Origin of the sequence: Haloglomus halophilum (genome assembly GCF_024298885.1) — an archaeon.
GTDB lineage: Archaea > Halobacteriota > Halobacteria > Halobacteriales > Haloarculaceae > Haloglomus > Haloglomus halophilum.
The window spans coordinates 3,427,892-3,448,486 of record NZ_CP101166.1 but is presented as its reverse complement, the minus strand read 5'-3'; the positions used below and the strand labels follow the sequence as shown (position 1 = coordinate 3,448,486).

General features: G+C 69.1%; 18 protein-coding genes. 9 read left to right on the top strand and 9 right to left on the bottom strand.

What is annotated here, in order from left to right; translation table 11 throughout:
- Positions 1-20: 20 nt before the first annotated feature.
- Positions 21-422: a DUF4383 domain-containing protein gene (locus NL114_RS16700; protein ID WP_254822053.1), complete on the top strand. Its 402-nt coding sequence runs from the start codon at positions 21-23 to the stop codon at positions 420-422.
- 127 nt (positions 423-549) lie between these two features.
- Here the strand turns inward: NL114_RS16700 and NL114_RS16695 are convergent, their stop codons facing one another.
- The 3 genes from NL114_RS16695 to dnaJ form a co-directional block, all read right to left on the bottom strand.
- Positions 550-2,904, bottom strand: coding sequence for a S8 family peptidase (locus tag NL114_RS16695; RefSeq protein ID WP_254822052.1), 2,355 nt, complete (start codon positions 2,902-2,904; stop codon positions 550-552).
- A 129-nt stretch (positions 2,905-3,033) separates the two neighbouring features.
- Complete coding sequence (locus NL114_RS16690; protein ID WP_254822051.1) at positions 3,034-3,525, bottom strand: hypothetical protein; 492 nt, start codon at positions 3,523-3,525, stop codon at positions 3,034-3,036.
- Between the two features lie 89 nt (positions 3,526-3,614).
- Positions 3,615-4,781, bottom strand: a complete 1,167-nt coding sequence (gene dnaJ / locus NL114_RS16685) for a molecular chaperone DnaJ (RefSeq protein ID WP_254822050.1) — start codon at positions 4,779-4,781, stop codon at positions 3,615-3,617.
- A 185-nt stretch (positions 4,782-4,966) separates the two neighbouring features.
- Between dnaJ and NL114_RS16680 the strand changes: the two genes are divergently transcribed.
- Together NL114_RS16680 and NL114_RS16675 are read left to right on the top strand one after the other, a co-directional pair.
- A complete protein-coding gene (locus tag NL114_RS16680) occupies positions 4,967-6,007 on the top strand; it encodes an NAD(P)/FAD-dependent oxidoreductase (RefSeq protein ID WP_254822049.1) in 1,041 nt (346 codons plus the stop codon).
- Between the two features lie 81 nt (positions 6,008-6,088).
- On the top strand, positions 6,089-7,015 hold the full coding sequence (locus NL114_RS16675; RefSeq protein ID WP_254822048.1) for a DMT family transporter: 927 nt from the start codon (positions 6,089-6,091) through the stop codon (positions 7,013-7,015).
- Between the two features lie 18 nt (positions 7,016-7,033).
- Here the strand turns inward: NL114_RS16675 and NL114_RS16670 are convergent, their stop codons facing one another.
- From NL114_RS16670 to NL114_RS21680, 3 genes are all read right to left on the bottom strand, one after another.
- Positions 7,034-8,032: an LLM class flavin-dependent oxidoreductase gene (locus tag NL114_RS16670; RefSeq protein WP_254822047.1), complete on the bottom strand. Its 999-nt coding sequence runs from the start codon at positions 8,030-8,032 to the stop codon at positions 7,034-7,036.
- A complete protein-coding gene (locus NL114_RS16665; RefSeq protein ID WP_254822046.1) occupies positions 8,032-9,195 on the bottom strand; it encodes a CaiB/BaiF CoA transferase family protein in 1,164 nt (387 codons plus the stop codon). The genes NL114_RS16670 and NL114_RS16665 overlap by 1 nt, the downstream gene beginning before the upstream one ends.
- Before the next feature lie 1,065 nt (positions 9,196-10,260).
- Positions 10,261-10,920 (bottom strand): hypothetical protein, encoded by a 660-nt coding sequence (locus NL114_RS21680; RefSeq protein ID WP_286671080.1) that lies wholly within the window; start codon positions 10,918-10,920, stop codon positions 10,261-10,263.
- Positions 10,921-11,065: 145 nt separating this feature from the next.
- Between NL114_RS21680 and NL114_RS16655 the strand changes: the two genes are divergently transcribed.
- The 3 genes from NL114_RS16655 to NL114_RS16645 all read left to right on the top strand — a co-directional run bounded on the left by NL114_RS16655 (position 11,066) and on the right by NL114_RS16645 (position 14,560).
- Complete coding sequence (locus NL114_RS16655; protein WP_350355437.1) at positions 11,066-12,700, top strand: long-chain fatty acid--CoA ligase; 1,635 nt, start codon at positions 11,066-11,068, stop codon at positions 12,698-12,700.
- Positions 12,701-12,819: 119 nt separating this feature from the next.
- Positions 12,820-13,236, top strand: coding sequence for a DUF4112 domain-containing protein (locus NL114_RS16650; protein ID WP_254822044.1), 417 nt, complete (start codon positions 12,820-12,822; stop codon positions 13,234-13,236).
- A gap of 100 nt (positions 13,237-13,336) precedes the next feature.
- Positions 13,337-14,560 carry an acyl-CoA dehydrogenase family protein gene (locus NL114_RS16645; RefSeq protein ID WP_254822043.1) on the top strand — a complete coding sequence of 408 codons (1,224 nt, stop codon included), beginning with the start codon at positions 13,337-13,339 and terminating at the stop codon, positions 14,558-14,560.
- Between the two features lie 138 nt (positions 14,561-14,698).
- Here the strand turns inward: NL114_RS16645 and NL114_RS16640 are convergent, their stop codons facing one another.
- The 3 genes from NL114_RS16640 to NL114_RS16630 all read right to left on the bottom strand — a co-directional run bounded on the left by NL114_RS16640 (position 14,699) and on the right by NL114_RS16630 (position 16,825).
- Positions 14,699-15,175 (bottom strand): peroxiredoxin family protein, encoded by a 477-nt coding sequence (locus NL114_RS16640; protein WP_254822042.1) that lies wholly within the window; start codon positions 15,173-15,175, stop codon positions 14,699-14,701.
- Between the two features lie 60 nt (positions 15,176-15,235).
- The gene (locus NL114_RS16635) at positions 15,236-15,763 is read right to left on the bottom strand and encodes a DUF8114 family protein (protein WP_254822041.1); all 528 of its coding nucleotides are present in this window, start codon (positions 15,761-15,763) and stop codon (positions 15,236-15,238) included.
- Between the two features lie 66 nt (positions 15,764-15,829).
- Positions 15,830-16,825, bottom strand: coding sequence for an AAA family ATPase (locus NL114_RS16630; protein WP_254822040.1), 996 nt, complete (start codon positions 16,823-16,825; stop codon positions 15,830-15,832).
- 182 nt (positions 16,826-17,007) lie between these two features.
- On the opposite strand from NL114_RS16630, the gene NL114_RS16625 reads away from it, so the two are divergent.
- The 3 genes from NL114_RS16625 to NL114_RS16615 all read left to right on the top strand — a co-directional run bounded on the left by NL114_RS16625 (position 17,008) and on the right by NL114_RS16615 (position 20,569).
- The gene (locus tag NL114_RS16625) at positions 17,008-18,975 is read left to right on the top strand and encodes an AMP-dependent synthetase/ligase (protein ID WP_254822039.1); all 1,968 of its coding nucleotides are present in this window, start codon (positions 17,008-17,010) and stop codon (positions 18,973-18,975) included.
- A 78-nt stretch (positions 18,976-19,053) separates the two neighbouring features.
- Positions 19,054-19,836, top strand: coding sequence for a fumarylacetoacetate hydrolase family protein (locus NL114_RS16620; RefSeq protein ID WP_254822038.1), 783 nt, complete (start codon positions 19,054-19,056; stop codon positions 19,834-19,836).
- A 58-nt stretch (positions 19,837-19,894) separates the two neighbouring features.
- Positions 19,895-20,569, top strand: coding sequence for an SdpI family protein (locus NL114_RS16615; protein WP_254822037.1), 675 nt, complete (start codon positions 19,895-19,897; stop codon positions 20,567-20,569).
- Positions 20,570-20,595 lie beyond the last annotated feature (26 nt).

Here is a 20,595-nt window from a genome sequence, read left to right as displayed (position 1 = left end):
ACCGGACCTCTACGGACGCAATGGCACAAGCAACGGAGACGGCCAACGCAGGCGGAATCGGTGGCAGCCCACAGACAATCGTCGCGGTCCTGTTCGGTGCGGTCCTCGCACTGGTGGGCGTTCTCGGCCCGGTGCTGGGCGGCGCCAGCGGCGAACTCATCATCTTCGGTCGCAACTACCTGCACGACGCCATCCACCTCCTCTCGGGGCTGGCTGGCCTCGCGGCGGGCTACTACGCCGGCGGCCAGTACGCGTCGGAGTACAACAAGGCGCTCGGCGTGGTCTACCTGCTGGTGACCATCCTCGGGTTCGTCCTGTTCGACCTGTTCGCGGACCTCATCGCGCTGAACACGGCCGACAACTTCCTGCACCTCGCGCTGGCCGTCGTCTTCCTCGGCGTCGGCTTCGCGCTGGGTGAGTAGGACCGCGACAGGTCATCTCTTCACGGCCGCACGGGCGAGAGCGGCCGCACCGGAACCGCATCAGTGGAGCGGCGAACGGACCGTTAGGGTGCAGTGGCGAGCAGGCGCCCGCGCAGCCGTGGCCAGTTCAGAACGACGGGCTGGTTCCGGCACCGACGACGTAGTTCGTCTCGGTGCCCGCGACCTGCGTCGCCGCGGCCTCCGTCTCCGCCGTCGCGGGGCCGAAGGTGTACTGGTTGGTCGCTGCCGGGCCGTCGGGCGCTTCGACGAAGTAGGTCAGCGTCCGCGTCTCGCCGGCCGGGACCGTCCCGAGTTCCACGCCCTGTCGTCCGTCTTCGGTCGACTGTGTCGGCTCACCGGAGACGACCGTCCATGAGTCGGGGATCTCGTCGTACACGGTCACGTCCGCCGACGGGTTCTCGACGGTGATGTCGACCTGATTCGTCCCGCCCGCGGTGAACACCTGCCCGTCGTCGGCGCGGCTTCCGCCCGCACTCACGGTCGCGCCGTCGCCCCCGTCATCCGTGCCGGAGACGAGGTTGTCGTGTGCCTCACTGGCCGTCGCGAACGCCCCGTTCTTCGCTAACTCGACGGCTGCCTCGGCGTTCACGTGCCCCGGCCCGGCCTTGGCGACCGTGTAGCCGGGGTTGTGGTCCGCCGTCGCCTCGATGGTCCGGATGACATCCATCGGGCCGAAGGTGCCGGGCTCGCCGGCGTCCTCGTGACCGACGAACGCCAGGCCATCAGGGGCGGCCTCCGTCGTGTGCGAGCGCCCGGCCTCGATGACGAGCGCCGCGATGCCCGCCGCGGCCGGACAGGCCATCGAGGTGCCGGAGATGCGCCCGTAGAACGGCTCCCCGTCCCCCGTCGAGAGCGGCGCCAGCGCGTCCTCGGGGTCGAACGTCGACATGACGCTGTTCCCGTGGGTGAGGATGCCCGGCCGGTAGAGCGTGAGCGGGCGGAAGGCGTCGAGCGAGGCCTGCTCGAGCGAGTCCCCGTCGGACTCGATGAGGTCGTACACCCGGTAGTCGAACTCGTACTGCACGGCGGCGGTCACCTGCGGGTCGAACTCGACGGTGACCGGCTCGCCACCGGGCACGTCGAGGGCGATGTCCTCGTGGATCTTCACCGGCTCCTCGCCCATCCGTGCGAGCAGTTCCTCGTCGGGTTCGCCGTAGTCCGTGTAGAAGGAGACGGTCACCTGCTGGCCGTCGGGGGTCAGCGACAGCGTCCCCGCGAGCAGGTCCTCGTCGCCGTCGGGCATCTTCAGGTGATGCGTGACGACGCCGGCGTCCTGATCGACACCCGTTCCGCCGGCCGGGTCCTTGACCCCGGGACCGAGGGTCCCCGACAGGGTCCCCTGGTCGACGATGAGCCGACCGTCGCGCGTGAGGGCGTGATACCCCTCCATGTTCTCGAGGAGCGACTGCCGGTCGTGGTACTCCGCGGTGACCGCCTCCTCGGCGTTCGGCAGTTCGGTGCCGACGCTCCGTCCACGCGAGGAGAACTCCGTGACCGTCTCGTCCTTCCGGCTGGCGGCGACGCCGAGGACGTGGGGGGCCTTCGCGTACCGGGAGGCGGTGCCCTCGCTGGGGCCGCTGTTCCCCAGCGCGAACACCGGGAGTATCCCCTCCTGGAACGCCTCCCACGTGGCGACGTTCAGCGGGTCGAGCGGGTTGTAGCGGTTGCCGCGGGCCACGCCGTAGGAGTTCGAGCAGACGACCGGGTCGAAGTCGTCGCTCTCGTCGCGCTTCCGTGCGAGCATGTGGTCCCACGCGCCGACCGCGTACGGGAGGTAGACCGCCTGGCTCACCGAGTACGCCGAGAGGCGCGCCGCAGGTGCCATCCCGACGTACGGGCCGGTTCCCTCCGTCTTCGAGGCGAACCCGTCGCCCGCGACGGTGCCACAGCAGTGCTGGCCGTGCCCGATGTCGTCGGAGTCGCCGGGGCCGATGTCGACCCACATCTCGGGGTCACGGTCGCCGAACGGCTCGTCGACGAACTCGTAGTTGCCGACGATGCGGCCCTGGAAGTCCGGGTGCGACCCGTCGATGCCCGAATCGATGACGACGGTGTCGACGCCCTCGCCGTTGAACTCGGCGCTGGCGAAGTCGGCCGCGGCGTTCACCGCCTCGACGTGCATCGACTTGCGGGACCCGACATCGTTGAAGTACTCCAGCTCGAACGTGTCGCTGACGTAGCGGACCGCCTCGCGCTCGGCGAGGGCGGCGATCTGGTCGCCGTCGAGCTCCGTCCACGACATCGGCAGCACCTGGTAGTCGAAGCGCCCGACCGGCAGGTCGAGCTCGTCGAGGAGGGACTGGTCGTCGGTGTCGCGGAAGACGACGAGGACCTCCTGGCGCCCCCCGTCCGTGTCCAGTTCCTCTGCCACCGTCCGCGCGCCGGCCGGGCCCGCGAACGCGGCGCCGGCGCCGGCGACCCCCGCGGCCCGCACGAAACTCCGCCTGTTCAGTTCGGTCATCGCTTGGTCCAACGGTGCCCGTACGACCTTATCAATAAATTCGAGAAACCGTCCAAAGGTCGAGGCAGGGCGTGATACTCCCTCTCGGTCCGTCCGCTCTCGGTCCGTCCGCTCTCGGTCCGTCCGCTCTCAGTCCGTCCGTCGTGTCACCCGCCAGTCGGGGCGACTGCTCGTCCCCGTCGCCTCTCCGGCCGCGACCTCGACGAGTCGGTCGTGGAACGCGCGCAGGCCCCCAGCGCCCGTCTCTGACCGGACGTGGAGTTCGATGGCCGCCTCGCGGACGGCCACGCGGAACGTGTCCCCGGTCTCGTCGTCGTGGACGAGGAAGACCGGGAGCGGCAGGTCGAACCAGTCACCGACCCGGTAGCGGTCGGCCGACAGCACCGTGTCGGTCAGCGCGACCAGTTCGACCTCGTCGACCGGTCCGTCCCGGGGTGTGAGTTCGATGACCGTCGCACCCTCGTAGCGCATCCCGCCGGCGCGGGGGAAGGTCCGCTCGGGATGGCGCAGGTCCGCGAACGCGTCGCTGGGGCCGGTCCCGGGACCGTCGTCCGACGCCTCCCGGAGGTCGGCCGCGGTCGAGAACGACAGGTCCGGGTCGGCGTCCGACTGCTCGCTCATGGGGCCCTCTTACCGGAGATATGGGCCGCATCACGTTTAAATTCGCGGGCGGACCGGAGTGGAAGTGAAGCGGCAGGAATGCGGCCGACTCAGAAGCTGCTCTTGATCTTCTCGAAGAAACTCTGGTCGACCGAGAGGTCCTCGTCGGAGGCCTCGGCGAACGCCTCCAGTGCCTCGCGCTGCTCCTCGTTGAGGTTCTGGGGCGTGACGACCTGCACGTGGACCAGGAGGTCACCCTGGCCGCGGCGCTGGAGTCGGGGCATCCCCTTGCCGCGGAGCCGCCGGGTCTCGCCGGACTGGACGCCCGCATCGAGGTCCATCTCGACCTTGCCGTCGAGCGTCGGTATCTCGACGGTGTCGCCGAAGACGGCCTGCGGGAAGGAGACCGGGAGCGTGTAGTGGAGGTCGGCGCCGTCGCGGTCGAACTCCGGGTGGTCCTCGACCTGGATCTCGACGAGCAGGTCGCCGTTCGGCCCGCCGCCCTCGCCTGGCGCGCCCTCGCGCTCCATGCGGAGGGTCTGCCCGCTGTCGATACCGCCGGGGATCTCCACCTCCAGGCTCGCGTCCTCGCGCGTGACGCCCTCGCCGCCACAGGTCGAGCAGGTCTCGTCGTACAGCGTCCCCTCGCCCTCACAGCGGCTGCAGGTCCGGGTCTGCTGGACGCGCCCGAGCGGCGTCTGCCGGACCGTCGTCTCCTGGCCGCGGCCGTTACACTGGGGACAGGTCTCCGAGTCAGCGCTCGGTGGATGACCGGAGCCGTCGCAGTCCGGGCACTGCTCGGGGCGCGTGATGTTCAGCTGCTTCGTGACGCCCTGATACGCCTCCTCCATGGTGATGGTCAGCGACGTTCGGAGGTCGGCTCCCTGCCGGGCACCGCCGCGTCCACCGCCGCCGCCACCGCCGCCGAAGAACTGCTCGAAGATGTCGCCCATCCCGCCCGCGCCACCGCCGAACGGGTCGCCGCCGGCGCCACCGCCGAAGGGGCCGCCACCGGCACCGCCCGCGCCGCCGTCGAAGCCACCGCGCTTCTCGGCCTGCTCGAAGCGCTCGTGGCCCATCTGGTCGTACGCGCGTCGCTGTTCCTCGTCCGTGAGCACCTCCTTTGCCTTCTTGACCTGCTTGAACTTCTCCTCGGCGTTCGGGTCGTCGCTCACGTCCGGGTGATACTCGGCCGCCTTCTTCCGGTAGGCCTGCTTGATCTCGTCCTCGCTCGCATCGCGTGAGACCCCCAGTACCTCGTAGAAGTCCTCGCTCATCTCGTTGCCAGGGGATATGCGACTTCCACACTTGAACGGAACGGGTACGCGACGAGCAGGGCGCCCCCCTCGTCCCCCCGGTCGGCGACGCACCCGGTTCCGGACCGCCCCGGAATCGTCTCCGTCATCCCCCTCGTCTCGCCGGGAGAGGAACGTTTTCCCGCCGTCCACCGCTAGGGAATCGCATGACACGAATCGGGTTCGTGGGGGCAGGGGCCGGGGCCGCCGCCGCGGCATACGCGCTCCGGAACGCGGACGCCGACCTGACCGTCGTCGAGAAGTCGGGTGGCGTCTGCGGCCGCGCGGCGACCCGCCGGCGCGGCGACTACGAGTACGTCTACGATTACGGCGCCAACTACGTGAAATCCGACGACGAACGGGTCAGCCGGCTCCTGACCGAGGACCTCGACAGCGAGGGACTGGTGGACGTGACGGAACCGGTGTGGACGTTCGACGCCGAGGGAACAATCTCGGAGGGACAGGACGCCGACGAGCACAAGTGGAGCTACGAGCGTGGCCTCACGCAGATCGCGAAACGCCTTCTCGGGACCACGGACGCGACGGTCCACCGGCGGACCCGCGTGGAGACCGTCCGGCGGAACACCGACCGCACGTGGACGCTCCTCGACGACGAGGGCGAGTCGTACGGCCCGTTCGACCGGCTGGTACTGAACCCGCCGGCGCCACAGACCGCCGAACTCCTGCGTGACGCCGAGTGGGACCGGGACCTCCGGACGGACCTGGCGAGCGAGGCCGCCTCCGTCTCCTACCGGACCATCGTCACGGCCGTCCTCGGCTACGACACGGCGCTCGACCGCGAGTGGTACGCGCTCGTGAACGTCGACAAGAACCACGACATCGGCTGGCTCGCGCGCGAAGAGTGCAAGGACGGCCACGTCCCGGACGGCGAGTCGCTGCTGGTCGTCCAGCTGTCGCCGGAGTGGTCCCGCGAACGGTACGACGACGACACGGAATCGGTCTGTACGTCGGTCGCGGACGCGACGGCCGACCTGCTCGGCGAGCCGCATCTCACGGACCCCGACTGGACCGACCATCAGGGGTGGCGGTACGCCCTCCCCGACGAGGGGGCGGACACGGACCTCCTCGACCAGGCAGCCGAGTACGGCCTCCACTTCACGGGCGACTGGGTCGCCGGCGAGGCCCGCCTCCACACCGCGCTCCGGAACGGACTGGAGACGGGCGAGCGCATCGGCGACGGGCTGTAAGGCCCCGGTTCGGGGACCGTCCCACGCCACCCGTACCCACCCTTCCGACGGACTGATACGGCATCCGTCCGATTCACCGATGTGTCCCGTCGCTCTGCAGTCCTCCTGTTCGGCGCCCTCGCGACGATGTGGGGGCTGTCGTTCCCTGCCATCACGGTCGGCCTGCGTGACCTCCCGCCCATCCTGTTCGCCGCGTTCCGCTACGACGTGGCCGGTGTCCTGTTGCTGGCGTACGTCGCCGTGACGGCGGCACCGGGCGACCGCCGACCGACCGAGCGCCGCGACGTGAGTGCCGTCCTCGCGGGCGGGACCTTCCTCGTCGCGGCGAACGCGCTCCTGTTCGTCGGCCAGCAGACCGTGCCCAGCGGCGTCGCCGCCATCCTGCAGGGGCTCGTGCCAATCCTCACGACGCTGTGGGCGCTCCTGTTGCTCGACCAGCGGCTCACACCTGCGGGGGCCGCGGGTATCCTGCTGGGCTTTCTCGGCGTCGGACTCATCGTCCGGCCGGACCCGTCGAACCTGCTGGCCACCGACCTCGTCGGGAAGGTCATCATCCTCGGGCAGGTGCTGTTCGTCGCGCTCGGCGGCGTCCTCGTCGACCGGGCGAAACCGACGATGGCGAGCAGCGCGCTCACGGGCTGGTCGATGGCGCTGGGCGGGGTCCTGCTCCACCTCGGGAGCCTCGCGGCCGGCGAAGGACTGGCGGGCGCGACGTTCTCGCAGACGGCCATCGGCGCCATCGTCTACCTCGGCGTCTTCTCGACGGCCCTGGCGTTCGTCATCTACTTCACCATCCTCGAACGCTACGGTGCCCTGGAGACCAGCCTCGTCGCCTACCTCGTTCCGGTCGTGGCGACCGTCGCGGGTGTCGTCCTGCTGGACGAGTCCATCACGCTGGCGACCATCGGCGGCTTCGCCATCGTCTTCCTGGGCTTCGCGCTGCTGAAGCGACGCCAGCTGGCGGACCTGCTGGGCTACCAGGACGCGGTGGTCCGGCCTGGCGACTGAGCGAGAAGGGGGACGGACTCAGCGGTTCGCCGGTGCGAGCGCCTCGATGGTCGCGTCCAGCACGCCGGAGGCGTCCTGTGGAATCGTCACCAGCGGCTGGTCGAGCACGTCCATCGCACAGAGCTCGTCGAACTGCTCGCGGGCCTCCTCGGGCGTGCCGGCGATTCCGAGGGCGTCGACCATCTCGTCGGTGACGGCCTCGCGGGCCGCGGCGCGCTCGCCCGACCGCCACGCCTCCGCGACTGCCTCCGCACCCTCCGGGAACCGCGAGGCGACCGCGCGCCGGTACCCCTCGCCGTTGCCGACGTAGTAGGCGACGTGGCCGCGGATCGCGTCCCGGGCCTCTGCGGGGTCCTCGTCGACGGCCGCGGGGACGTACGGCGCCACCGAGATGTCGTCGGCGTCGCGCTCGTCGGGCGTATGCTCGCGGATGTAGTCGAACGACTCCGCGAGGTCGGGGAACGGGACGTTGTGCGGAATCCAGCCGTCGCAGAGCCGCGCGACGACCCGGCGGTTGGCCGTCCCGAGCGCGGCGGCGTAGATGGGCACGTCCGACCCGAGCGCGGGGAAATCGGCGGCGTGGAACACCTGCCCGTCGTAGTCGACCCGCCCGGCGCCGGTGAAGAACTCGCGGCAGAGTTCGACGCACTCGTGGAGCCGGCGGGCCGGGTTCGGGTCGTCGAAGTCCATCCCGTGGAGGTCCTCGACGGCCTTTGGGGTGCTCGTCCCGAGGCCGAGATTGAAGCGGCCACCCGAGTCCCGATGGAGTGTGGCCGCGGTCATCGCCAGCACCGCGGGGGACCGGGAGTAGGTGTTCAGGATGGCCGAGCCCACGTCGACCGTCTCCGTACGCTCGACGATCTGCGCCAGCTTCACCGGCGACGCGGTGAACCAGAGTTCGCCGAGCCACACCGAGTCGTACCCCAGGTCCTCGGCGCGGGCCGCCACGTCCGCCGGGTCCCGACCCAGTTGCGGGAGCAGGAAGCCGACGTTGTCGGCCGCGTCGGTCCCCGGCATCAGTTGATGGCACCCGCGTCACGGAGCGCCTCGACCTCGTCGTCGTCCAGTCCGGCCTCGCGGAGGACGGCGGCCGTGTGCTCGCCGTGACCCGGAACGGACTCGTCGGTGTCCTCTGGCGCGTCCGTCCCGGCCGCGGGGAAGCCGACCCGCGGCGGGGCGTCGTCGGGTCGCTTCACGACCCGCTCGGCGAGCTGGTCGTGTTCGAACGCCTCCGCCGGCGAGAGGACCGGACCGGTCATCGTCTGGTCGCTCAGCTCGTCGAGCCACGCGTCGCGCGGGCGCTCGGCGAACAGCTCCTCCAGCGCCTCCCGCAGCGCGGCCCGCCGGTCCGGGTCGCCGGTCATGTGCTCGCCGACCCACTCCTCCTTGCCAACCTCCTCGCAGAACGCCTGCCAGAACTCGGGTTCGAGCGCGCCCAGCGTGATGTAGTTCCCGTCCGCGCACTCGTACACGTCGTACCACGGGTAGAGGCCGGTCAGCGCCGTCCCGCCGGGGCGCGGGTCGTCGCCCGCGAGCGCCTCGTACGCGATGGACTGGGAGAACGACGCCACCACGTCGGTCATCGAGACGTCGATGTACTCGCCGCCGGTGTTGCCGAGTTCCCGGGAGAGCAGGGCGGAGACGATGCTGAACGCGGCGAACAGGCCGCCGCCGAGGTCGCCGATCTGGTAGCCCGGTACCCGGGGTGCGTCGTCCTCGCCGTTCCGGGTCATGTCGAGCAGACCGGCGACGCCGATGTAGTTCAGGTCGTGGCCGGCGCGCTCGCGGTAGGGACCGCTGTTGCCGTAGCCCGACAGCGAGCAGTAGACGACCTCGTCGTTGACCTCGCGGACGCTCTCGTAATCGACGCCGAGTCGGTCCACGACGCCCGGACGGAACTGCTCGAAGACGACATCCGCGTCGGCGGCGAGGTCCATGAACGCCGCGCGCCCCTCGTCGCTCTTGAGGTCGAGCGCGACCGAGCGCTTGCCCCGGTTGACCGAGTCGAACAGCGCGCCTGTCCCGCGGTCGGTGACCGGCGGGGTGTGGCGGGCGTAGTCGCCCGCGCCCGTGTCCTCTATCTTGACGACATCGGCGCCCATGTCCGCGAGGAGTTGGGTGGCGTACGGTCCCGGCAGGAGGCGGGTCAGGTCGAGCACCCGCACGTCGTCGAGTCGCATACCCACCGCTGTCGGGGGGCACACTTGAAGACTCCCGCTCGGATGGCAGGCAGGATGTGGGGTGGGTCGCGTGGCTGGGTGGGGTGGGGATTGCTATGGAGATCTCGGGTTCTCACGACTACAGTGCGGACGGTGACACCTACGAAGCCCTCACGTGCTCAGGTACCCGCGTTCCGGAAGACGGTCCGGGCATGCGGCGCCTTCGGCGCCGTTCCGGGCTGCGACTTCCGTCGTTCGGCCTCCGGCCTCACCCTCGCTGCGCTCCTCGGTCGCTCACTTCGTTCGCTCCCTGCGGTGCTTGCGTCGTCGGGGGCACGCTGAGCGCGCTCGCCCTTCGAGTCCGCCAGGATTCGGCTGTTCGGCGCGCACTGTGGCCCTGCCCTTCCCCGGGTTCCCGCGGTTCCACCGCGGGGTACGGGGGACTCCGTCCCCCGACACGTGCGACCTCGCTTGCGCTCGGCACGCGCTCCCGGCCGGAGTGTGGTTGCTCGGCCGGCCGGTTCCGGGACCAGGAAGCGCGCCAGCGGCCCTGCTGTGAAGGCCGCTCGCGCCAGCGAGCGTGCCGGAACACGCCCGCCGCTGGCTCGGGGAGGTGTGGGGCCACTAGCGCTCCGCTGGAACCACCACGCGCGGACGCTCGGCCGAACCAGAAACAGGGCGGGACTGAAAGGGGCCGCCCGCTCGACCCGGTGAGGCGACGCAAGCACCGCAGGGTGAGCGTAGCGAGCCCGAGGGGCGCAGCGAGCCGCAACCGGTCGAGCGGGCGGGGGCTTTCAACAGGACTCCGTCGTGGCTATTGCCGTCCTAGGGAGAGCGGGCGGGGGCCTTCTACAGGACTCCGCCGTGGCAGTCTCCATCGCAGCGAGAGCGGGCGGGGGCTTTCGACAGGACCCCATCGTCGCTGTCGTAGCTGTCGCGGCGAGCGTCGACAGGACGGTTCGATCAGACAGCATCAGTCGTGGGATGACCCGAACCCGAGATATTTATCATACCTATGGAGATAGAGACCTGTCTCCAGAATTACCCAGTTATTGGTTATCTATACCACAAACTCACGTCACACCCCTAATCAGCAGTCGGCGACCGCACGATACGCGGCTTCCCGTCCGCGACGGCGAAGCCGAACCGGCGGGCGCCGGGGTTGCAGACGAAGAACTCGTACTTCAGGTCGGTGTCCACGAACGCCCGGGCCCCCTCCTCGACCCCGAACTTGATGTCCTTGCCGCCGGCGGCCTCCCACTCCAGCCGGTAGGTGTCGACATCCGGGGTGACCGGCGCATCCACGATGTCGTAGGTGAGGTCGCTCGTGACCCGGTAGGTCTGCTCCTTGAGCAGCGTCTCGGAGGCGCCCTCGCAGTTCGCCGACGCAACGGTCGGCGTCGGCGTCCCCGCTCCCGGGAACGCCGGCGTCGGGTTCGCCTCCGGGAAGTTGCAGACCGGCGTCCGGATGTGGTAGATGCGCACGGTTCCCTCGTAGTTGTCCGGGTCGTTGTGCGTGACGACGCCGTACTCGAAGGAGAACTCGCCCTCGTCGATGTAGTTGGAGTCGCCGCAAGCGGGGGTGGGCGACGGGCTGGATGCGCCCGTGGGGGAGTCCGAAGGGGACCCACCACCCGGACCGCTCGCCCCGTCGCTGCCGTCGCCGTCGCCACCCGTACAGCCAGCGAGGGCGGCGAGGCCGACCGCGCCGGCCCGCCGGAGCACGGTCCGTCTGTCGAGGTCCATGGGCCTGCCTGCCACTGGCCCGGCTTAAATCCCCTGCGATGAACGGACGGATCCACGTCGTGCCGGCCGCTCGGTGCCGGCCGAACCGACCCGCCGTCGGCGAAAGAACGAATACGCTACCTGCCAACAACCGCCACACGCCATGATGGACTACCAGCTGACGCTCGAGAAGATACTCGACCGTGCGACATCGCTCTACCCGGACCGGGAGATCGTGAGCGTCAGGCCCGACGGATCGAAGCACCGGTACACCTACGCCGAGATGGGCGACCGGGTATCCCAGCTCGCGAACGCGCTCGACGACCTCGGCGTGGCGGAGGGCGAGCGCGTGGCGACGGTTGCACTCAACAATCACCGCCATCTGGAGCTCTACTTCGGCCCGCCGGCCTCCGGGCGTTCCATCCACATGTGCAACATGCGGTTGCCCGACGAGCACTTCCAGTACATCGTCAACGACGCCGAGGACGAGGTGCTGTTCGTGGACCCGGCGTTCATCGAGAAGGTCGAGGCCAACGCGGCGGAGCTCGACACCGTCGAGCAGTACGTCGTCCTCGGCGACACGGTGCCGGACACGTCGCTGGAGCCCGTGGTCTCCTACGAGGACCTCCTCGCGGAGCAGTCGACCAACTACGAGTGGCCCGACATCGACGAGGACGACGAGTGCGGGATGTGCTACACCTCCGGGACGACGGGCAAGCCGAAGGGCGTCGCGTACTCCCACCGGGGCGTCTACCTCCATACGCTGATGTGCGGGCACGTCGACGCCAACGCCGTCGGGCAACACGACACCGTCCTCCCCGTGGTGCCGATGTTCCACGCCAACGGCTGGGGTATCCCGTACGCCTCGACGCTGGTCGGCGCGAAGCAGGTCCTCCCGAACGTCCACACGGACCCCGGCCCCATCGCCGAGCTCATCGACGAGGAGAACGTGACCATGTCGGCCGCCGTCCCGACCATCTGGCTGGAGATGGCCGAGTACCTCGACGAGAACCCCGAAGCGGACATCTCCAGTATCGACCGCCTGACCGTCGGTGGCTCGGCCCCGCCGGAGTCGCTCATCAGACGCTACGACGAGGATTTCGACGCGCCCATCATCCAGGGCTGGGGGATGACGGAGATGAGCCCGCTCGGCTCGCTGTCGATCCTCCGGAAGGAGCTGGCAGACGCCGACCCCGAGACGCAGTACGAGTACCGCGCGAAGGCCGGCATGCCCGTCCCCGCCGTGGACACGCGCATCGTGAACGACGACGGCGAGCAGGTGGCCCACGACGGCGAGGCGTTCGGTGAACTGCAGGTCCGTGGGCCGTGGATAACCGACTCGTACCACAACCGGCCGGAGGCGACCGAGGAGTCGTTCGTCGAGGACGAGGATGGGCGATGGCTGAAGACCGGCGACATCGCGACGATGGACGGGCAGGGCTATCTCGACATCGTCGACCGGACGAAGGACGTCATCAAGTCCGGCGGGGAGTGGATATCGAGCGTGGAACTGGAGAACGAGCTGATGGCCCACGAGGCCGTCTCGGAGGCGACCGTCATCGCGGTCGACCACGAGAAGTGGCAGGAGCGGCCGATGGCCTGCATCGTCCTCCGGGAAGGGCACGAGGTGACCGAGGACGAACTCGACGAGTTCCTCGGCGAGCGGTTCCCCGCGTGGTGGCTCCCGGACCACTACGAAATCGTCGACGCCATCCCGCGCACCTCGACCGGGAAGTTCGACAAGAAGGTGCTTCGCGACCGGTTCGACGAGCTGACGCTCAGCGAGGAGCACGCCGACTGACCGGCTGCTCCCCGTTCACTCGCGGCAAGGGGGGCATGGGCAGACTGTCACATAACAGAGAGTGACAGTCCACTATCCGGCCCATAATCCTTTCACGGCCGCCCGGCCCAGAGCAGACCGTGGACGACGAACTCCCCGCCGACGTGTCGCGTGATGCGATCGCGGAGATGGATGCGGCGACCGATATCGACGAGGCTGCCATCCGGCGGATGCACGCGGTCGTCCGCCTGCTCGACGACGGCATCAGACTCCCCGTGGTCGGGGTCCGTGTCGGTCTCGACCCGATAGTGGGGGTACTCCCGGTCGCCGGCGACACGGCGATGGCCGTCGTGGGGCTCTACATCGTGGCCGAATCGGCCCGCCAGGGCGTCTCCTTCCTCACCATCGCCCGGATGCTGCTGAACATCCTGATCGACGCGACCGTCGGCTCCATCCCCGTCGTGGGGGACCTCTTCGACGTGGCGTTCCGCGCGCACCGCCGGAACCTGGACCTCGCGCTGGCGGACCTCGGCGTGACCCTCGACCTCGAAGACTGAGACGCTCGTCCGACCCGGACAACGAACCACGCGCGGTCCGTTTAAACATGCCGTGTACCCCGCGCGCAGGGATTAAGAGGCCGCCGCCGTAGGGCGAGGTATGGCAACACAGGACGCCGCCCCCGCGGGCGTCAGCTTCGACACCGACGAGGAGACACGGCTCATCCTCCAGTCCATCGACGACTTCATCGAGCAGGAGGTCGAGCCGCTGGAGGACGAGCTGGGCGACACCTGGTCGAACCCACGCAAACGCCACGAGGACGACGGACGGATGGTCCCCGAGGTCGTCGAGGCGCTCCAGGAGGTCCGCAAGCGCTCGGCCGACGCCGGCTTCTACGCGATGAACCTCCCCGAGGAGGTCGGCGGCGAGGGCGTCTCCAACGTGACCTGGTACCGTGCGATGAAGCACGTCGCCTCGCGCGGGCCAGGCCTCCACTCGGCGATGCTCGCCGGGCCGGAGGGCCCGAAGCCGCTCCTGATGCAGGCCGAGGGCGACCAGGTCGAGAAGTACCTCAAGCCCGCGGTCCGGGGTGAGAAGTCCACGGCGTTCGCCCAGACCGAGCCCGGTGCCGGCTCGGACTCCCCGGCGATGAAGACCAGCGCCGAGAAGGACGGCGACGAGTGGGTCATCAACGGGCGCAAGCAGTGGATCACGAACGCCCCGTACGCCGACTTCGTGCAGGTGTTCGCCCGCACGAGCCCCCAGGAGGAGATGGGCCGGTACGGGGGTATCACCTGCTTCATCGTCGAGGCCGACGAGTTCGAGATCGCCTCGCTCAACAACGCCCATTCGGCCATCGGCCGACAGGGCGAGATCGCCCTCGACGACGTGCGCGTCCCGGAGGACCGCGTCCTCGGTGACGTCGACACGGCGTTCTACGACGCGATGGACTTCCTCTCGCTGGGACGGCTGGAGATCGGCGGCCGCGCGGTCGGACACACCCAGTACCTCCTCGAAGAGGGCACCCAGTACGCCAACGACCGTGAGGCGTTCGGGCGCCCCATCGGCAAGTTCCAGGGCATCTCGCACAAGCTGGCCGAGGGGAAGGCCCGGATGTACGCCGCCGACGCCGCCGGCCTCCAGCTCGCCTGGAAGATGGACAACGGCGAGCAGGCCATCGAGGACTCCTCCATCGTCAAGTACCTCTCCACGAACGTCATGTTCGACGTGGCCGACGACGTGGTGCAGGTCCACGGCGGCAACGGCCTCGCCGAGGACAACGACTTCATGACGGAGCTGGAGACGGCCAAACTGCTCCGCATCGTGGAGGGGACCGACGAGATCCAGCTCAACACCATCGCGAAGCAGATGGGCGTCAATTAACACGTACGTTTTACTCGTCGGGTTCGTCGGCAAAGCCGACGAACCACTCCTCGCAAGAACTTGCGGAAAACCTCTGCCGACCTCCGCTCGCTTCGCTCGCTCCGGTGCGCCTGCGGCGCGCGTATGCAGGTGCCTCTTCTACAGCGCCTCGATACTCTCCTCCAGTTCCTCGACCGGCACGGGGTGGATCCACTCATCCGTGCTCCACGCGTGCTGGACCACGCCCTCGGAGTCGAGCACGAACACCGCGCGCCGCGGGGTCTTCGTCCCGGCCATCCCCTCGCGCTCGACGAGCAGGTCGTAGGCGTCGGCCACCTCGCCGTCCACGTCGGCGAAGACGGAGAACGGCGAGTCGATGCCGCGGAGGAAGGCGTTGATGCCGTACGGGCCGTCGCGACAGACGCCGTAGACCGGCACCTCGTCGAACTCGTGCCAGTCGCCGGCCTCGTAGCGGCGCCACCAGTTGTCGGAGATGGCCGAGAAGACGAAGCCGAAGAAGACGAGAACGGTCCCCCGGTCGCCACCGGCCGCCTCGAGCGTCGTTCCGCGGAACGTCTCCCCGTCGCAGAGTAGTGCCTCGAAGTCGGGCGCGTCGTCGCCCTCGGTCGGATGCATACCCGGGCGTCGGGTGCCCCCGGCAAAAGGATATGGCTCGCGGACGGGTGGAACTGTCGCTCAGATATCCAGGTCGCTGAAGTCCGTCTCCAGTGCCTCGCGTTCCTCGTCGTCGAGTTCGGCGATAGCCTCCTCCAGCGTGTCCTGTTCGACATCCGGTTCGGGCTGGGGGACGCTGTCGGGGTCCGTCTCGACGTGCTCGACCCCGCGGAAGCCCTCGGGCGCACGGTTCCCGTCGGCGAACCACTCCTGGAAGGCCGCCTCGAACGCCTCGGCCTCGCCCCGGTACTGCGAGCCGCCCTCCTCCTGGTACCAGTAGAGGAAATCGGGTTCGTGCTCGTTGCACAGCAGTACCTCGTGGAGCGGTTCGCCGTAGACCACGCGCGCGACGTTGCACTCCTGGATGTTCTCGTCGCCGTGGATGAGCCAGCAGGCGTTACAGGGCTGACCCGCGACGACCGACAGCCGGACGAGGCGGTCGCGCGTGTCCGGCGACACCTGGTCGATGGAGCGGAGGTCGCCGTCCTCCGTGAAGACCTCCTCCTCGTCGAACCGCCAGCCGCGCAGGCCGATACTCACTTTACTCATATCGGTCGGTAATGCGTCACCGGACAAGGGTCGTTCGGAAGCCACGTCGCGACGAGAGCCCCCGGTTCAGTTCGGCTCCAGCCCCGAAATCCGTGCCCGGTGGTCCGCGACCAGTTCGAGTCGGTGCGCGGTCGCAGCGTTCCGCGCCAGCCCCTGCTGTTCGACGAACGTGCCCTGATGCGGGAGGAGCACGACCTGCCGCCGTCGTGCGGCCGCCTCGAACCCCTCGATGGCACGGGCCGTCGCGTCACCGTCAAGCCGTCCGAAGGGCACGTCGAACCACTGCGGGAGCCTCGCGCAGTCACCCGCGGCGAGCGTCATCGCGAGCCCCAGCTGGATCGATGCCCCCGTCGGCAGCCCCCCCACTGCGGCGTCCGAGTCTCCGTTCGCGGAGACCCGGATACCGAACGGCTCCGCGTCGAGTTCGACCTCGTGGCGCGGCGCCGGACCGACGAGATCGACGTAGGCCGAGACCCGTTGCTGGAACTCGTCCCAGAGGCCCGGCGGCGTGACGGGGTCCGTCTCGGACGCGCCACGGCCGGCCGCCGCTGCGGTGAGGAGTCCCTGTGCGACCGGTGCCCAGCCGGTCGGCTGGGCGCCCCGTTGCAGCCCGGGGTCGTTGACGAGGATGGCCTCGGTCTCCGGCGGTGCGAGTCGCCGTACCGACGCCGACGGGTCGTCGACGGCCGTCCAGTCCCCGTCCCACCGGTCGACACGAGGCGGCCCGACCGTCGCGTCACCCTGGCCGTCAGCGGTCTCCTCGGTGAGTGTCCGTTCGACCCGGTGGCGGGCGTCGTCGGTCTCGACCGTCGCAGAGACGGTGGCCGAGGCCGGATCGTCGGTGGCCATGTGGCGCGCAAGCGAGACGTTCGCCGACGAGACCCACGGCGTGGTGCCGTAGAGGGCGAGCCGGAGCGCGTGACAGAGCGTGGTCTTCCCGGTTCCGCTGTCCCCGACGACGAGATGCAGGTCCGACCCCGACCCGCCGTCGCCGAAGGCGATGATGTCGTCTTCGAAGAGTCGGAGGCCCCCGACGGTGAGCCGACGGATGCGTCGTACCATACCGAGGCCGGGCGTGCCACGTACCTGAAGCTGTGGGAGCACTCCGGGGGAGCGTGGCCACGTGAGCGCTCCGAGGGGCGGCGTGACCGCTCGACCGCCGTTCCGCGGCCGGACCACGATGAACGCGTGTTCAGTTGCGACGATTGGTCAGGGTTAAGTGAGAATCGTTCGCATCCGGAGCCATGACCGGGGACTGGAGACAGGCCGAACTGGAGTACGACGACGAGGTCATCGGGGAGAACACCATTCCGGCGCTGTTCTTCGAATCCGTCGACCGGCACCGCGACACGACCTGTCAGATGTACAAGGGCGGGCTGGGCGACCGCTCGATGACGCCGGGCGTGATGCCCGAGCCGGCCGACGGGGAGTACGGCTCGCTCACCTACGAGGAGGTCGGCCGTATCGTCCGCAACCTCGCCGTGGGATTCCGCGAACTCGGCGTCGGTCCGGACGAGCGTATCGGGCTGTACGCCGACACGCGCCCGGAGTGGATCCAGGCGGACCTCGCCGTCCAGTCGGCGGGCGGCGTCATCACGACCGTCTACACGGAGTCCTCGGCGCCGCAGGTCCAGTACCTGCTCGACGACCCCGGCGCGACCGGCGTCGTGGCGGGCACGACCGACCTCGTCGACACCATCGTCGAGGTGGAGGATGACCTCGACCTGGAGTTCATCGTCACGATGGACGAGGCCGGCGAGTACGCCGACCGTGACGACGTGTACACGCTCGCGGAGGTCCACGCGATGGGGACCACCGAGCGCTCCGAGGGACAGGTCGACGGGTGGGTCGACGACCGCGAGTTCGAGTCGCTGGCCTCGCTCGTCTACACCTCCGGGACGACGGGCGACCCCAAGGGCGTCGAGTTGAGTCACAAGAACTTCCGTTCATCCATCAACACCGTCTGGCGCCGCGTCGGCCCGCGCCCGGACAAGCCCGACGACATCCCGACGATGGAGCACGGGATGACCGTCCTCTCCTTCCTCCCGCTCGCACACGTCTTCGAGCGGTTCAACCACTTCGTCCAGCTGGGCGGCGGCCTCACCATCGCCTACGCCGAGTCGCCGGACACCGTCGGCGACGACATGGCACAGGTCAAGCCCCACGGCGCAGCGTCGGTCCCCCGCGTCTACGAGCGCATCTTCGACCAGATGCGCAACCAGGCCTCCGAGTCCGACATCGGCAAGCGCATCTTCGAGTGGGCGGTCGACACCGCACAGGACTACGACGATGCCGAGTCGCCGGGCGTCGGCCTCCGGCTGAAGATGAAGCTCGCCGACCGACTCGTCTTCTCGAAGGTCCGCGAGAAGCTGGGCGGCAACATCGAGCTGTTCATCAGCGGCGGTGGATCGCTCTCGAAAGGACTGGCGAAGATGTACCGTGCGATGGGCCTCACCATCCTGGAGGGGTACGGGATGACCGAGTCCGCACCAGTCATCTCGCTGAACCCGCCGGAGGACATCCGCGTCGGGACGATGGGTCCGGCGCTCTCGTCGGTCGACTACCGCCTCGACGGCTCGGTGGTCGGTCCGGAGCAGAAGGAGTCCGAGGAGGGCGAGGTCGGCGAACTCCTCGTGAAGGGCCCCAACATCACGGAGGGCTACTGGAACAAGCCCGACAAGACCGAGGAGGCGTTCACCGAGGACGGCTACTTCCGGACCGGCGACGTGGTCGCCGTCGACGACGACGGCTACTTCACCTTCGTCGACCGCGTGAAGCAGCTCATCGTCCTCGACACCGGGAAGAACATCGCCCCCGAGCCCATCGAGGACGAGTTCGCCACCTCCGCGCGCGTCGACCAGATAATGGTCGTCGGGCAGGACGAGAAGTTCATCGGCGCGGTCGTCGTGCCGAACTTCGAGCAACTTCGGGACTGGGCCGACGACGAGGGGTACGACATCCCCGAGGCCGAGGCCGAGGCCTGCAAGGACGAACGCGTCCGCGAGTGGGTCAAGGCGGAGATCGACGAGGTCAACGAGCGGCTGGGCCACCACGAGACCATCAAGGAGTTCCGGCTGGTCCCGCGCGAGTGGACCGCCGACAACGACCTGCTCACCCCGTCGATGAAGAAGAAGCGCCGCAACATCGTCGACGAGAACCGCGAAGCCATCGCGGACATCTACGACAAGCCGCCCGAAGAGGTCAGGGGCTGAGTCGGCAGCCGGCGACCGTCGCAGCACCGAACTTCCGACAACGCAACGCCTAATCCACGGCCGCACGATCCCTAGACCATGCGATACGTCCGTTTTCGCGACACGGATGGCGACATCAGGACCGGCGAGTGGACCGGCGACGACGGCGCCGAGATAGCACCCCACCCGGGGACCGGCCGGGCGGCCGGGTCCCGCCTCGACCTCGACCCGGAACCGCTCGCCGCCGGCGATGTCGACATCCTCCCGCCCAGTGACCCCACGAAGGTCGTCTGCGTGGGTCTGAACTACGCCGACCACGCCGCCGAGCAGGGCAAGGACGTGCCCGACCGCCCGCTGCTGTTCCTCAAGACGCCGAACACGGTCGTCGGCCACGGCGAGGCGGTCGACCTGCCCGCGAACAAGGAGCGCATCGACCACGAGGCCGAACTCGGCGTCGTCATCGGCGAGCGCGCGAGCGGCGTGGACGTCGACGAGGCGATGACCCACGTCGCCGGGTTCACCTGCGTGAACGACCTCTCGAACCGTGACGACCAGGCCGTCGAGCAGAACTGGATCCGGGGGAAGGCCTTCGACGACGCCTGTCCGCTCGGCCCGGTCATCGCGACGCCCGACGAGGTGCCCGCCGACGCGAGCGTCGAATGTCGCGTGAACGGGGAGACGAAACAGGCCTCCAGCCGCGAGGAGTTCATCTTCTCCGTCCCGGAACTCGTCGCGGAGATCACGACCTACCTGACGCTCGAACCCGGCGATGTCATCTCGACGGGGACGCCGGCCGGCGTGGGACCGCTGGCCGACGGCGATACCGTCGAGATCGAGGTCAAGGGGGTCGGAACGCTCCGCAACGAGGTCCACATCCCCTGAGCGGCGACGGGCCGGGGGCGGCACAAGGATTATATTCGGCAAGTTCCGAATATTCCATATGAGAAGCCCTCCCCTCCGATGGAGCGATGCCGCCGCGATACTGGTACTGATCGCGACAGCGGGCGCCACGGCGATGGTCTACCCGTCGCTCCCCGAACGGTTCGCGGTCCACTTCGACGCATCCGGGACGCCGGACTCGTTCTACGGGCGGACACTCGGCGCCGCCATCGTTCCGGCCATCAGCGTCGCCATGTACGTCATGTTCCGCGTCCTGCCGGTCATCGACCCGCGGGGCGAGAACTTCCGGAAGTTCAGGCCGACGTACGACGCCATCGTGCTGCTGACACTCGCGTTCCTCGGCTTCGTCCAGGGACTCCTGCTGGCGTACAACCTCGGTATCGACTACCCGCAGAACGCCCTCGTCCTCGGCGGCGTCGGCCTGCTGTTCGCCGGCCTCGGCGTCCTGTTCCGCCGTGCGGAGCCGAACTGGTTCGTCGGTATCCGGACGCCGTGGACCCTCTCCGACGACGAGGTGTGGCGCCGGACCCATCGCGTCGCCGCACCGGTGTTCGTCCTCGCTGGCGTGCTCATCGCCGCCGGTGCCTTCCTCCCGTTCCCGACGGAGTTCGTCGTGGGGGTCGCGGCCGCCATCGCCGCACTGGTGCCGGCGGCGTACTCGTTCGTCGTGTACCGCGGACGGGACCAGCACGAGACGGACTCCGCGTCCGGGTGACCCCCCGGCCGAGCGGGGCGGACTCG